The following is a 13,754-nucleotide window of genomic DNA, read 5'->3' as shown; positions in this document are numbered from 1 at the left end:
AGGAGCCGCCTGATGTCCGACTTCGTACCCGGACTCGAAGGAGTCGTCGCGTTCGAGACGGAGATCGCAGAACCCGACAAGGAAGGCGGCTCCCTCCGCTACCGAGGCGTGGACATCGAGGACCTGGTCGGTCAGGTGTCCTTCGGGAATGTCTGGGGTCTGCTGGTCGACGGTTCGTTCAACCCCGGTCTGCCGCCCGCCGAACCGTTCCCGATCCCCGTGCACTCGGGCGACATCCGCGTCGACGTGCAGTCGGCGCTGGCGATGCTCGCCCCCGTATGGGGCCTGAAGCCCCTCCTCGACATCGACGAGGCGACCGCCCGCGACAACCTCGCCCGCGCCGCCGTCATGGCGCTCTCCTACGTCGCCCAGTCGGCGCGCGGACAGGGCCTGCCGATGGTGCCGCAGCGGGAGATCGACAAGGCGGAGACCGTCGTCGAGCGCTTCATGAAGCGCTGGCGCGGCGAGCCGGACCCGCGGCACGTCAAGGCCGTCGACGCGTACTGGACGTCCGCCGCCGAACACGGCATGAACGCCTCGACGTTCACCGCGCGCGTCATCGCTTCGACCGGCGCGGACGTCGCGGCCGCCCTGTCCGGCGCGGTCGGCGCGATGTCCGGCCCGCTGCACGGCGGGGCGCCCTCCCGGGTCCTCGGCATGATCGAGGAGATCGAGCGCACGGGCGACGCGACGGCGTACGTCAAACAGGCCCTGGACCGCGGCGAGCGCCTCATGGGCTTCGGCCACCGCGTCTACCGCGCCGAGGACCCCCGCGCGCGCGTCCTGCGGCGCACGGCCAAGGAGTTGGCCGCGCCCCGCTTCGAGGTCGCCGAGGCGCTGGAGAAGGCGGCCCTGGAGGAACTCCACAACCGCCGCCCGGACCGGGTGCTCGCCACGAACGTCGAGTTCTGGGCGGCGATCGTGCTGGACTTCGCGGAGGTACCGGCGCACATGTTCACGTCGATGTTCACGTGTGCCCGCACGGCGGGCTGGAGCGCGCACATCCTCGAACAGAAGCGGACGGGCCGACTGGTCCGGCCGTCGGCCCGCTATGTGGGGCCCGGGCCCCGCAACCCCCGCGAGGTCACCGGCTACGCCGACATCGCCGGCTGACCGTTGCCGCCTGCGGCGGAGCTCCCTGCGGGAGCGTCCTCAATCGCCGGACGGGCTGGATTTCGCGGACCGTAGCCAGCGAATTCAGCCCGTCCGGCGTTTGAGGACAAGCGGCGCAGCCGCTTCGGGGGTCCGGGGTCTCCCCGGTTTCGGGAAGGGGCGGGGCTGGGGAACAAAGCCCGCCGGGCCGCACCCGAACCTCAGCGCGACGCCGCGGCAGCAGCGCGAAGCATCTCGTCCAAGACCCCCGACCAGTGCGCCACCACCCGCTCCCGACGCGCGCTGTCGTCCGTCAGCAAGTTGGCCAGCCCCAGCCCCCGGGCCATGTCCAAGAAGCCCTGCACAGTCTCCCGCACGCCCGGACGGCGCTCGTCCGCACCCAGCAGTTCGACGGCCATCCGGTGCACCTCGCGCCCCACCCGTGTCTCCAGGTCGGTCACCCGGGCCCGCAGCTGCTCCTCGTTCGTGGCGGCGATCCACAGCTGGAGGGCCGCGCGGAAGAGCGGGCCGGTGAACAGGCCGACGAGTTCCCGGACGGCGCCGTACGTCCGCGCGGGGCCCGAGATCAGCTGCACGGGGACGAGCGCGTTCCGCAGGACGGCCAGGCGCTGCTCGGCGACGTATTCGACGGCCGCCGTGAACAGGTCCTCCCGCGTACGGAAATGGTGCTGCGCGGCACCCCGCGACACCCCCGCCCGCTCGGCGACCACGGAGACCGTCGACCCGGCCCACCCGTACTCGGCGAGGCACTCGACGGCCGCCTCCAGCAGCCGCTGCCGGGTGGCCCTGCTGCGGTCCTGCTTGGGCGCGCTCACCGTGCCCATACGGGGTCCCTCCGCTCCAGGAACGCCGTCATGCCCTCGCGCGCCTCCTCCGACGCGAACAGCCGCGCGGACCGCCCGGCCAGCTCCTGCGTGTCGCGGTCGAGGACGCGCAGGAGCTCCGCCGTCACCAGGCGCTTGGACTCGGCGAGCCCCTGCGGCGACCCGCGCCGCAGTCCGTCCAGCACCGGCCCGAGCACCTCACCGGGCTCCCCGGCCAGCGTGATCAGCCCCATGCCGGCGGCTTCCCGCGCCCCGAAGCGCTCCCCGGTCAGGAAGTACCGCGAGGCCGCGCGGGCGTCCAGCCGCGGCAGCAGCAGCATGGAGATCACCGCGGGCGCCAGCCCCAGCCGCGCCTCGGTGAAGGCGAACGAGGACTTCTCCCCCGCCACGGCGATGTCGCAGGCCCCCAACAGCCCGAGCCCACCGGCCCGTACGTGCCCGTCGACGACGGCGACGACGGGCTTGGGCAGCTCCACCACCGCGCGCATCAGCCGTACGAGCCCCAGCGGGGCCGTCGCGTCCGACCCCGCCTCGCTCAGGTCGGCACCGGCGCAGAACGTGTTTCCGGTGTGCGTCAGCAGCACCGCCCGGACGTCGGGATCCTCCGCGGCCCGCGCGAGGGCGTCGTGCAGCTCACCGACGAGCCGTGCGGACAGGGCGTTGCGATTGTGCGGCGAATCGAGCGTGAGGGTGGCCATCCCCCGCTCGGAGGAACGACGGACCAGCATCCGGCAAACCACCTTCATTCATCGGGACTTGGTTCAGTAGGACTTGGGCAGTCCGAGGGTCCGGTGCGAGACATAGTTCAGGATCATCTCGCGGCTGATCGGCGCGACCCGTGCCACCCGGGACGCCGTGATCAGCTGTGCGAGCCCGTACTCGGTGGACAGCCCGTTGCCGCCCAGCGTGTGCACGGCCTGGTCGACGGCGCGCACGGCGGCCTCGGCGGCGGCGTACTTCGCCATGTTCGCGGCCTCCCCCGCGGCGATGTCGTCACCGGCGTCGTAGAGATGAGCGGCCTTCTGCATCATCAGCCGGGCGAGCTCGACCTCGATGTGCGACTGGGCGAGGGGGTGCGCGATGGCCTGGTGCGCCCCGATGGGCTGCTGCCACACCTGACGCGTACGGGCGTAGTCGACCGCCCGCCCCAGCGCGTAGCGGGCCATCCCGATGGCGAACGCGGCGGTCATGATGCGCTCGGGGTTGAGCCCGGCGAACAGCTGGAGCAGCCCGGCGTCCTCGTCCCCCACCAGGGCGTCCCCTGACAGCCGTACGTCGTCCAGGACCAGCTCGAACTGCAGCTCCGGCGAGGCGAGTTCCATGGGGATCCGGCGGAACGAGAACCCGGGCGCCTCGCGGTCGACGATGAACAGGCAGGGCTTGAGCTTCCCCGTCCGCGCGTCCTCCGTGCGCCCGACGATCAAGGTGGCGTCGGCGGCGTCGACCCCTGAGATGAAGACCTTCCGCCCGCTGAGCACCCACCCGTCGCCGTCCCGGCGGGCCGTGGTGGTGATGCGGTGCGCGTTGGACCCGGCCTCGGGCTCGGTGATGCCGAAGGCCATCCGGAGCGTTCCGGCGGCGAGGCCGGGCAGCCAGCGGCGCTTCTGCGCGTCCGTGCCGAAGCGGGATATCACGGTGCCGCAGATGGCGGGCGAGACGACCATCAGCAGCAGCGGGCTTCCGGCGGCGCCCAATTCCTCCAGCACGATGGAGAGTTCGGCGATGCCGCCACCACCGCCACCGTACTCGACCGGCAGATTGACCCCCAGATAGCCGAGCTCGCCGGCCTCCGCCCAGAGCTCGTCGGTGTGCTTCCCCTCCCGTACGGCCTGGGAGACGTACTCCCGCCCGTAGCGCCGCCCGAGAGCGGCGACGGCGGCGCGGAGATCGGCGTGTTCCGTGGTCTCGACAAGGGTCATGGCGTCGGCTCCTCGGTGACGACAGCGAGCAGGGCGCCGACCTCGACCTGGCGGCCGGGGACGGCGTGCAGGGCGGTGAGCGTGCCTGCGGCGGGCGAGACCACCCGGTGCTCCATCTTCATGGCCTCCAGCCACACCAACGGCTGCCCGGCGCGCACGGCTTCACCGACCGCGAGTCCGTCGGCGAGCCGCGTGACGACACCGGGCATGGGCGCGAGCAACGAGCCGGGCACGGCGTGGGTGCGGGGCTCGGGAAAGCGCGGCAGGGCGGTGAACGCGTGGGAGCCGCCGGGGGTGTCCACGTGAATCAGCGACCCGTAGGCCGCCACGTCGAAGACCCGGCGCACACCGTCGGATTCCAGTGCGACCCGGTGGGGATCGGCGCTCAGCAGCCGCACCCCGTCATGGGATTCCGCGACGAGCCCACCGCGCGCGAGCCGGTAGCGGACCTCGATCTCCTCGCCTTCGGGTTCGGCGCGATAGCGCTTGATCTGCGGCTGGGAGGGAAGATTGCGCCATCCGCCGATATGGCGGGGTACGGCGGGCGATCGCGCTGTCCGCCGCGCGGCGGAATCGGCGAGCGCGGCGGCAAGGGCGGCGAGTCGTACGGATTTGCCGTCGCCTTCGGCCGTGAGTGCGGCCAAGTGCCGGTCGAAGAACCCGGTGTCCATCTCCCCGGCGAGGAACTCCGGATGCCGAAGGGAGCGCACGAGCAATTCCCTGTTGGTCACGAGCCCATGGACGCGGGCACGCTCCAATTCATGGGCGAGCCGTCGGACGGCCTCGTCGCGCGTGGGCGCCCAGGTGATGACCTTGGCGAGCATGGGGTCGTAATGCACGCTGACGGCATCACCGCTCTCGACACCGGCGTCGACACGTACACGAGCGCCGCCGTCCCCCACGGACAGGCACCGCACGACCCCGCTCTGAGGGGCGAATTCCCGCGCCGGATCCTCGGCATACAGCCGGGCGGAAACCGCGTGCCCCGAAGGCGATGGCGCCTCGCCCAGGGGCGATCCCTCCGCCACCCGGATCTGGAGCGCGACCAGATCCACCCCGTACACGCATTCCGTCACCGGATGCTCGACCTGCAACCGCGTGTTCATCTCCAAAAACGCGGGCCGCCCGTCCCGCCCCACCAGGAACTCGACCGTTCCCGCCCCCACATATCCCACGGCCCGGGCCGCGGCGACGGCGGCGGACAGCAACCCGGACCGCACCTCCTCGGGGAGCAGCGGCGCGGGCGCCTCCTCGATCACCTTCTGATGGCGTCGCTGGAGCGAGCAGTCCCGGGTCCCGAGGGCCCATACGGAGCCGTGCGCGTCGGCGAGCACCTGCACCTCGACATGGCGCCCGCCCTCGACGTACGGCTCGACGAACACCTCGCCGTCGCCGAACGCGGCGAGCGCCTCGGCCCGGGCTGAGGCCAGCGCGGCGTCCAGCTCCGGGAGCGCCCGTACGACCCGCATCCCGCGACCGCCCCCGCCCGCTGCGGCCTTGACCAGTACGGGCAGGTCGGCGGCGCGGATCCCGGCGGGATCGAGGGGCGCGAGCAGCGGCACCCCGGCCGCCGCCATCAGTTCCTTGGCCCGGGTCTTCGACGCCATGGCCTCGATCGCGGACGGCGGGGGCCCCACCCACACCAGCCCGGCGTCGAGGACGGCACGGGCGAAGGCGGCGCTCTCGGACAGGAAGCCGTACCCGGGGTGCACGGCATCGGCCCCGGCCGTGAGCGCGGCCTTCACCACCAGGTCGCCGCGCAGATACGTATCGGAGGCGGCGGATCCCGGCAGCACGACGGCGGTGTCCGCCTCCCTTGCGTGCCGGGCGGTGGAATCGGCGTCGGAATGCACGGCGACGGTGGCTATTCCGAGTTCACGGCAGGTGCGGAAGACGCGGCAGGCTATCTCGCCCCGATTGGCGACCAGCACGGAATGAATCGTCACGAGAGCCTCACATCCGGAAGACGCCGAAGCCGCCACGCGCGCCCTCGACCGGCGCGGTGTGTACGGCGGAAAGGCAGAGCCCCAGCACGGTCCGCGTGTCGCGCGGGTCGATGACGCCGTCGTCGTAGAGCCGCCCGGAGAGGAACGCGGCCAGCGACTCGGATTCGATCTGCCGCTCCACGACGGCACGCAGAGCGGCGTCGGCCTCGTCGTCGTAGGGCTGTCTCTTGGCCGCCGCGGAGGCGCGGGCGACGATGGAGAGCACCCCGGCGAGCTGCTGCGGGCCCATGACGGCGGATTTCGCGCTGGGCCAGGCGAAGAGGAACCGGGGGTCGTACGCCCGCCCGCACATCCCGTAGTGCCCGGCGCCGTACGAGGCGCCCATGAGCACGGAGAGGTGCGGGACCCGGGAATTGGACACGGCGTTGATCATCATCGCGCCGTGCTTGATGATGCCGCCCTGCTCGTACTCCTGGCCGACCATATAGCCGGTGGTGTTGTGCAGGAAGATCAGCGGGGTGTCGAGCCGGTTGGCCAACTGGATGAATTGCGCGGCTTTTTGGGACTCGGCGCTGAAGAGGACGCCCTGGGCATTGGCCAGCACGCCCACGGGATATCCGTAGACCCGCGCCCACCCGGTCACCAGGCTGCTCCCGTAGAGCGGCTTGAACTCGTCGAAGTCGGAGCCGTCGACTACGCGCGCGATGACTTCCCGGGGGTCGAACGGCACCTTCAGATCGCCGGGGACGATCCCCAGCAGCTCGTCCTCGTCGAAAACGGGCTGCTCGAACAATTGCGAACCCGCGCCCGCTTTCCGCCAGTTGAACCGGGCGACGACCCGGCGGGCCTGCCGCAGCGCGTCGAGCTCGTCGACGGCCAGATAATCCGCGAGCCCGGACACCCGCGCGTGCATCTCGGCCCCGCCGAGCGACTCGTCGTCCGCGTCCTCCCCGGTGGCCATCTTGACCAGCGGCGGCCCGCCGAGAAAGACCTTGGCCCGCTCCTTGACCATGATGACGTGGTCGGACATTCCGGGGATGTACGCGCCACCGGCGGTCGAATTCCCGAAGACGACCGCGACGGTCGGCACACCGGCGGCGGACAGCCGGGTGATGTCCTTGAACAGGGCGCCGCCGGGGATGAAGATCTCCTTCTGACTGGGGAGATCGGCACCGCCGGACTCGACGAGCGAAATGCAGGGCAGGCGGTTCGCGTAGGCGATCTCGTTGGCGCGCAGGGCCTTCTTCAGCGTCCAGGGATTGCTGGCGCCGCCCCGTACGGTCGGGTCGTTCGCCGTGACGAGGCATTCCACGCCCTCGACCACGCCGATCCCGGTGACGATGGACGCCCCCACCGCGTAATCGCTGCCCCAGCCGGCCAGCGGTGACAGCTCCAGGAAAGGGGTGTCGGGGTCCAGGAGCAATTCGATGCGCTCCCGGGCGAGCAGCTTGCCGCGGGCGCGGTGCCGGGCGATGTATTTCTCCCCGCCTCCGGCGACGGCCTTCGCGTGCTCGGCGTCGAGCTCGGCGAGTTTGGTGAGCATCGCCTCGTGGCGGTCGCGGTATTCGGGGCCGGCCGGATCGAGCCCGGACGCCAGGGTGGTCACAGCAGCACCTCCGGTATCTCCAGGTGGCGTGCGCGCAGCCATTCGCCGAGGGCCTTGGCCTGCGGGTCGAAGCGCGCCTGGGAGGCGACGCCCTCGCCGAGGAGCCCGTCGACGGTGAAGTTGAGCGCCCGGAGGTTGGGCAGCACATGCCGCTCGACGGTGAACCGGGCGGTCTCCGGGAGGAGTTCGCGCAGCCGGTCGACGGTCAGCTCGTGGGCGAGCCAGCGCCAGGCCTCGTCGGTGCGGACCCAGACGCCGACGTTGGCGGACCCGCCCTTGTCACCGCTGCGCGCACCGGCGATCGTCCCGAGCGGAACGCGACGGGTGGGGCCGGGGGGAAGGGGCAGGGGCAGTGTGACACCAGGGTCGGGGGTCCCGTCCCCGAACACCGGGCAGGCCGGTTCCTGCGGACCGTGGCCGTCGGGCACGCACGCCGGGATCCTCACCCGCGTCGCATCGGGGAGAACCGCCACATGCCGCACCGCGTACGCGTCGATGTACGCCGCCTCGAAGACCCCGTACGGCATGCTCTTCCCCGGCGGCGCCGTGACGTGGAAGCCCGGATAGCTGGCCAGGGCGAGCTGGATCGCCGCGCTGCTGACGGCCCGGCCGACCACCTCGGGGTCGGGGTCGCGCACGACGAGCCGCAGCAGGGCGCTCGCCTCCTCCTGCACATCCGCGTCGGCCCGGTCCGTGCGGGCCAGGGTCCACCGGACCTCCGCCGGGCGCCGCCGGGCGAGCGCCGCTTCGAGCTGCTCGCGGACGAGGGCCGCCTTGGCCTCGATGTCGAGGCCGGTGAGGACGAACACGATCTCGTTGCGCCAGCCGCCCACCCGCGTCAGACCGGTCTTGAGGAACGGCGGCGGCGCCTCGCCCCGCACCCCGTCGATCCGCACCCGGTCCGGGCCGTCCTCCGTGAGCCGTACGGTGTCGAGCCGGGCCGTCACGTCCGGCCCGAGGTAGCGGGGGCCCGCCGTCTCGTACAGCAGCTGCGCGGTGACCGTGCCGACGGTCACCGCGCCGCCCGTGCCCGGGTGCTTGGTGATGACGGCGGACCCGTCCGCGTGGATCTCGGCGATGGGGAAGCCGGGGTGGTGGACGCCGTGCGGCCCGGAAATCTCCCGGAAGAAGGAGTAGTTGCCGCCTGTCGCCTGGGCGCCGCACTCCAGGACGTGCCCGGCGACGACCGCGCCCGCGAGCCGGTCCAGGTCCTCCGCGAGCCAGCCGAAGTGCGCGGTCGCGGGGCCGGTGACGAGCGCGGCGTCGGTCACCCGCCCGGTCACCACGACGTCGGCGCCCGCCCGCAGACAGGCGGCGATCCCGGCGCCGCCGAGATAGGCGTTGGCGGTGAGCACGCCCGGCCCCCACTCCCGCTCGGCGAGCAGGTCGTCGCCCTCGACATGCGCGACCCGCACGGGCACGCCGACGCGCTCGGCCAGGGCCCGGATCTCCTGGGCGAGCCCGGCCGGATTGAGCCCGCCCGCGTTCGTGACGAGCCGCACCCCGCGATCGACGGCGAGCCCGAGCCCCTCCTCCAGCTGCCCGAGGAAGGTCTTGGCGTAGCCGCGCTGGGGGTTCTTGAGCCGGTCCCGGCCGAGGATGAGCATGGTCATCTCGGCGAGGTAGTCACCGGTGAGCACGTCCAGGGGGCCGCCGGTGAGCATCTCGCGCAGGGCGTCGAACCGGTCTCCGTAGAAACCGGAGGCGTTGCCGACGCGGAGCGGGGAACGGTCCCCGGCCATCCGTAGGTCCTCGGCTGCCTCGACGGGGTTGACCACCGCGTACTCCTCTGGGACAGGTGATGTGACGAACGGCTGCGCCTACCCCCGTGCCTGACGTTTCCGCCGGCACCGAGCGTCCCAGCCCCCGGAGAAACAAGCAAGCGTGCTTGCCTTTATTTTTCGCCGTACTGACGGGAGTTGCCGGCGATCCCCTCCGCGAGCACCTCCGCCAGGTGGCGCCCGCGCCGCCCCGCCAGCTGCGCCAGCTGCGTACGGCAGGAGAACCCGTCGGCCAGCACCTCCGCCCCTTCTTCCGCCCCGCGCACGGACGGCAGCAGTTGCTCCTCCGCGCAGGCCACGGACACGTCGTAATGACCTTTCTCGAACCCGAAGTTCCCGGCGAGGCCGCAGCATCCGCCGCTCAACTCTCCGTGGAGTCCTGCTCTTCGCCTCAACCTCCGCTCCGCGTCATCCCCCAGCACGGCGTGCTGATGGCAGTGCGTCTGACCGACGACGGGACGGTCGAGGCGCGGCGGCTCCCAGTGCGGGGCGAGCTCTTCGAGCGTCTGGGCGAAGGTGCGGACGGAGGCGGCGAGCCGGTGCGCGCGCGGGTCGTCGGGGAGCAGCTCGGGCAGGTCGGTACGGAGCGCGGCGGCGCAGCTCGGTTCGAGAACGGTGACGGTGAGCCCGGCGTCGAGGGCGGGGGCCATGGTGTCAAGGGTCTGCTTGAGCTTCCGCCGGGCGGTCCTGAGCTGGCCGGTGGAGATCCAGGTGAGGGCGCAGCATGTGGTTTTTGCGGGGAGGGTGGGGGTGAGGCCGGCGTCCTGGAGTACGGCGACGGCGGCACGGCCGACGTTCGGGGCGAGGTAGTTGGTGAAGGTGTCGGGCCACAGCACGATGTGGACGCGATCCGGAAGATCCAGCCCGTCCGGCGTTTGAGGACAGCGCGCGGAGCGTGCTTCGGGGTCCGGGGCGGAGCCCCTCACGCGGCGGAGCCGCATAATCCGATACAGCGGGAAGGGGCGGGTAGGGGAAAAAGCCCACCACTCCCGGAACGTCATCGGCGGCAGCACCGGCAAGGCCCGTTCCCGCGCGATCCCCCCAACCCGCTTGGCCACCGCCCCCAACGGCCCGCGCGCCAGCGCATTGAGCAGCCCACTCAGCCGCAAAACCGAAACCCCCCGCAACCACACCGGCAGCCACCCCATCGAGTAGTGCCCCGCGGGCCGCACCCGCCCCGCATAGTGGTGGTGGAGGAACTCCGCCTTGTACGTGGCCATGTCCACGCCCACAGGGCAGTCGCTGCGGCACCCCTTGCACGACAGGCACAGGTCGAGCGCCTCCCGCACCTCCTCCGAGCGCCAGCCGTCCCGCACGACCTCGCCCGCCAGCATCTCGTGCAGCAGGCGGGCGCGGCCGCGCGTGGAGTGCCGTTCCTCGCGCGTCACGCGGTACGAGGGGCACATCACGGCCGTGCCGCCCACGGACGTCTCGCGGCACTTGGCGACGCCCACGCACCGCCGGACCGCCGCCGTGAAGTCCCCGCCATCACCCGGATAGGTGAACTCCACGGGCACCGGGCCCTTGGGCAGGGGTGCGAAGCGGAGGTTCTCGTCCAGGCGGTGGGGGCGGACGAGCATGCCGGGGTTGAGGCCGTTCGCCGGGTCCCAGAGGTCCTTGAAGCGCTCGAAGGCCCGCACCAGCTCAGGCCCGTACATCCTGGGCAGCAGCTCCGCCCGCGCCTGCCCGTCGCCGTGCTCGCCCGACAGCGAGCCGCCGTGCGCGACGACCAGCTCCGCGACCTCCCCGGAGAACTCCCGGAAGCGCCGCACCCCGTCCGCGCTCACCAGGTCGAAGTCGACGCGTACGTGGACGCAGCCGTCGCCGAAGTGCCCGTACGGCGCGCCGCGCAGCCCGTGGCGGCCCAACAGCGCCCGGAATTCCCGCAGATACGCGCCCAGCCGGGCCGGTGGGACCGCGCAGTCCTCCCAGCCGGGCCACGCCTCGGTGCCGTCCGGCATGCGGGTGGCCGTGCCGGCGGCGTCGTCCCGTACGCGCCACAGCGCGCGCTGCGCCGCCGGGTCGGTGAGCACCGTGTGCCCGGTCGTCTCCGGCGCCGCCGCCCGTACGATCTCCCGCGCGCGGGCCGCCGCCCCGTCCGCCGAGTCCCCGCCGGTCTCCACGAACAGCCAGGCCGTGCCCCGCGGCAGCGCGGAGGCGTCGCCCACGAGGTCGGCGGCCATGCCTTCGACGGTCAGCGGCCCGTACGGCAGCAGCAGGTGCGCCGCGTCGGCTGCCGCGCTCTCGTGCCCGTACCCCAGCACCGCCAGGGCGCGGGCGCGCGGCGCCGCCACCAGGCGGACCGTCGCCTCCGTCAGCACCCCGAGCGTGCCCTCGCTCCCCGTGAAGGCGCGGGCCACGTCGACGTGCTTCTCGGGCAGCAGCTGGTCCAGCGCGTACCCCGAGATCCGCCGCGGCAGCTCCGGGAAGCCCGTGCGCAGCAGCGCCAACTGCCCGTCGGCGAACCCCCGGAGCCCGTCGGCCAGCCGCGGCGGCAGCCCGCCGAGGCCGCGCGCGAGCCGGGCCCGCTCCCCGCCGTAGGTGAGAACCCTCAGCTCCGCTACGTTGTCGGCCGTCGTGCCCCAGGCGACGGAGTGCGCGCCGCACGCGTTGTTGCCGATCATCCCGCCGAGCGTGCACCGCGCGTGCGTCGAGGGGTCGGGCCCGAACGTCAGCCCGTACGCCCCCGCCGCCGCCCGCAGCGCGTCCAGCACGACTCCCGGCTGCACCACGGCGGTACGGGCCTCCGGGTCGATGCCGGTGATCGCGTCCATGTGCCGGGTGAAGTCCAGGACCACGCCCACGCCGGTGGCCTGCCCGGCGATCGACGTCCCCCCACCCCGCGCAACGACCGGCACCCCGCGCTCCCGGCAGACCGCGAGCACCGCCTCGACGTCGTCTTCGTCGCGCGGCGCGACGACGCCGAGGGGGACGCGCCGGTAGTTCGAGGCGTCCATGGTGACCAGGGCGCGGCTCCCGTCGTCGAAGGCGACGTCTCCTTGGATGACGGCTCTCAGGGCGCGCTGGAGATCGCGGGTTTCCTTCATGTCCCACAGCGTGCCCTCTTTTGGGACGGGTGTGGGCGCGGCCCGTCGCGCCTGCGGCGGGCTTCTTCCCCGGCCCCGCCCCTTCCCGAAACTGGGGGCTCCGCCCCCAGACCCCCAGGGTGCGCGAATTCAGCCCGTCCGGCGTTTGAGGACGCTCCCGCCGCAGGCGGCGAACCGGCCCGCAGCCGGGGGCCTGGGGCACGAGCCCCAGTTTCGGGAAGGGGCGGGGTGGGGAACAAAGCCCGCCGCAGGCGGAAACGGACCCGCACCCATCTCACCCGATGGACCACCCTCGAGCCCCACCCACGGTGCCGCTAGGCTCAGTCGCGTGGCTGATATCCAGATCCCCGCTGACATCAAGCCCGCCGACGGTCGCTTCGGCGCGGGCCCGTCCAAGGTGCGTACGGAGGCGCTCGGCGCCCTGGCTGCCACCGGAACCTCTCTGCTCGGCACGTCCCACCGCCAGGCCCCGGTCAAGAACCTGGTCGGCAAGGTGCGCGACGGTGTCCGTGACCTCTTCTCGCTGCCCGAGGGCTATGAGGTGATCCTCGGCAACGGCGGGTCCACCGCCTTCTGGGACATCGCGACGCACGGGCTGATCGAGTCCAAGTCGCAGCACCTTTCCTTCGGCGAGTTCTCCTCGAAGTTCGCGAAGGCGGCAAAGCTCGCGCCGTGGCTCCAGGAGCCCACGGTCGTCGCCTCGGAGCCGGGTACGCACCCGGAGCCGTACGCCGAGGCGGGTGTCGACGTCTACGCCTTCACCCACAACGAGACCTCCACCGGTGTCGCCGCGCCCGTACGGCGTGTCGAGGGTGCCGACGCGGGCGCGCTCGTCCTGGTGGACGCCACGTCCGGCGCGGGCGGGCTGCCCGTGGACATCGCGCAGAGCGACGTCTACTACTTCGCCCCGCAGAAGTCCTTCGCGTCCGACGGCGGGCTGTGGCTGGCCGTGTTCTCCCCGGCGGCCCTGGAGCGCGCGGCGCGCGTCCACGCGTCCGGGCGGCACATCCCGGAGTTCTTCTCGCTGCCGACGGCGATCGACAACTCCCTGAAGAACCAGACGTACAACACCCCCGCCCTCTCCACCCTCTTCCTGCTCAACGAGCAGCTGGAGTGGCTCAACGGGCAGGGCGGCCTGGACTGGTCGGTCGCGCGGACCGCCGACTCCTCCTCCCGGCTCTACACCTGGGCGGAGAAGTCCTCGTACGCTTCCCCCTTCGTCTCCGACCCGGCCAAGCGGTCGCAGGTCATCGGCACGATCGACTTCTCCGACGACGTGGACGCGGCGGCGGTCGCGAAGACGCTGCGGGCGAACGGCATCGTCGACACCGAGCCGTACCGGAAGCTGGGCCGCAACCAGCTGCGCGTGGCGATGTTCCCGGCGATCGAGCCGTCGGACGTCGAGGCGCTGACGGTGTGCGTCGACTATGTGATCGAGCGCCTCTGACCGTCGGGTGCTCCGTCCCGGCCGGGGACGGAGCGCCTCATTCGGGTGAATCTCCACCATTCCTCTTGTAT

General features: G+C 72.4%; 9 protein-coding genes. 2 read left to right on the top strand and 7 right to left on the bottom strand.

What is annotated here, in order from left to right; translation table 11 throughout:
* Positions 1 to 12: 12 nt before the first annotated feature.
* The gene (locus DXZ73_RS25770) at positions 13 to 1,113 is read left to right on the top strand and encodes a citrate synthase 2 (protein WP_116213426.1); all 1,101 of its coding nucleotides are present in this window, start codon (positions 13 to 15) and stop codon (positions 1,111 to 1,113) included.
* Positions 1,114 to 1,313: 200 nt separating this feature from the next.
* On the opposite strand, the gene DXZ73_RS25765 is transcribed toward DXZ73_RS25770, so the two are convergent.
* The 7 genes from DXZ73_RS25765 to DXZ73_RS25735 all read right to left on the bottom strand — a co-directional run bounded on the left by DXZ73_RS25765 (position 1,314) and on the right by DXZ73_RS25735 (position 12,236).
* On the bottom strand, positions 1,314 to 1,937 hold the full coding sequence (locus DXZ73_RS25765) for a TetR/AcrR family transcriptional regulator (RefSeq protein ID WP_116213425.1): 624 nt from the start codon (positions 1,935 to 1,937) through the stop codon (positions 1,314 to 1,316).
* A complete protein-coding gene (locus DXZ73_RS25760; RefSeq protein ID WP_338059138.1) occupies positions 1,925 to 2,665 on the bottom strand; it encodes an enoyl-CoA hydratase family protein in 741 nt (246 codons plus the stop codon). The genes DXZ73_RS25765 and DXZ73_RS25760 overlap by 13 nt, the downstream gene beginning before the upstream one ends.
* A 33-nt stretch (positions 2,666 to 2,698) precedes the next feature.
* Entirely contained in the window at positions 2,699 to 3,856 is a 1,158-nt protein-coding gene (locus tag DXZ73_RS25755; protein ID WP_116213423.1) for an acyl-CoA dehydrogenase family protein, read from the bottom strand.
* A complete protein-coding gene (locus DXZ73_RS25750) occupies positions 3,853 to 5,787 on the bottom strand; it encodes an acetyl/propionyl/methylcrotonyl-CoA carboxylase subunit alpha (RefSeq protein ID WP_425315864.1) in 1,935 nt (644 codons plus the stop codon). The genes DXZ73_RS25755 and DXZ73_RS25750 overlap by 4 nt, the downstream gene beginning before the upstream one ends.
* 22 nt (positions 5,788 to 5,809) lie before the next feature.
* Positions 5,810 to 7,408, bottom strand: a complete 1,599-nt coding sequence (locus DXZ73_RS25745; protein WP_240351487.1) for an acyl-CoA carboxylase subunit beta — start codon at positions 7,406 to 7,408, stop codon at positions 5,810 to 5,812.
* On the bottom strand, positions 7,405 to 9,150 hold the full coding sequence (locus tag DXZ73_RS25740; RefSeq protein WP_116215852.1) for an acyclic terpene utilization AtuA family protein: 1,746 nt from the start codon (positions 9,148 to 9,150) through the stop codon (positions 7,405 to 7,407). Before DXZ73_RS25740 ends, DXZ73_RS25745 begins: the two co-directional genes overlap by 4 nt.
* A gap of 152 nt (positions 9,151 to 9,302) precedes the next feature.
* Complete coding sequence (locus DXZ73_RS25735) at positions 9,303 to 12,236, bottom strand: FAD-binding and (Fe-S)-binding domain-containing protein (protein WP_116213420.1); 2,934 nt, start codon at positions 12,234 to 12,236, stop codon at positions 9,303 to 9,305.
* 328 nt (positions 12,237 to 12,564) lie between these two features.
* On the opposite strand from DXZ73_RS25735, the gene serC reads away from it, so the two are divergent.
* Positions 12,565 to 13,683 carry a phosphoserine transaminase gene (gene serC, locus DXZ73_RS25730; RefSeq protein WP_116213419.1) on the top strand — a complete coding sequence of 373 codons (1,119 nt, stop codon included), beginning with the start codon at positions 12,565 to 12,567 and terminating at the stop codon, positions 13,681 to 13,683.
* The last annotated feature ends 71 nt before the right edge of the window (positions 13,684 to 13,754 follow it).

It is taken from the genome of Streptoverticillium olivoreticuli subsp. olivoreticuli (genome assembly GCF_003391135.1).
Taxonomy (GTDB): Bacteria; Actinomycetota; Actinomycetes; order Streptomycetales; family Streptomycetaceae; genus Streptomyces; species Streptomyces blastmyceticus.
This window is presented reverse-complemented; position numbering and strand designations above follow the sequence as displayed.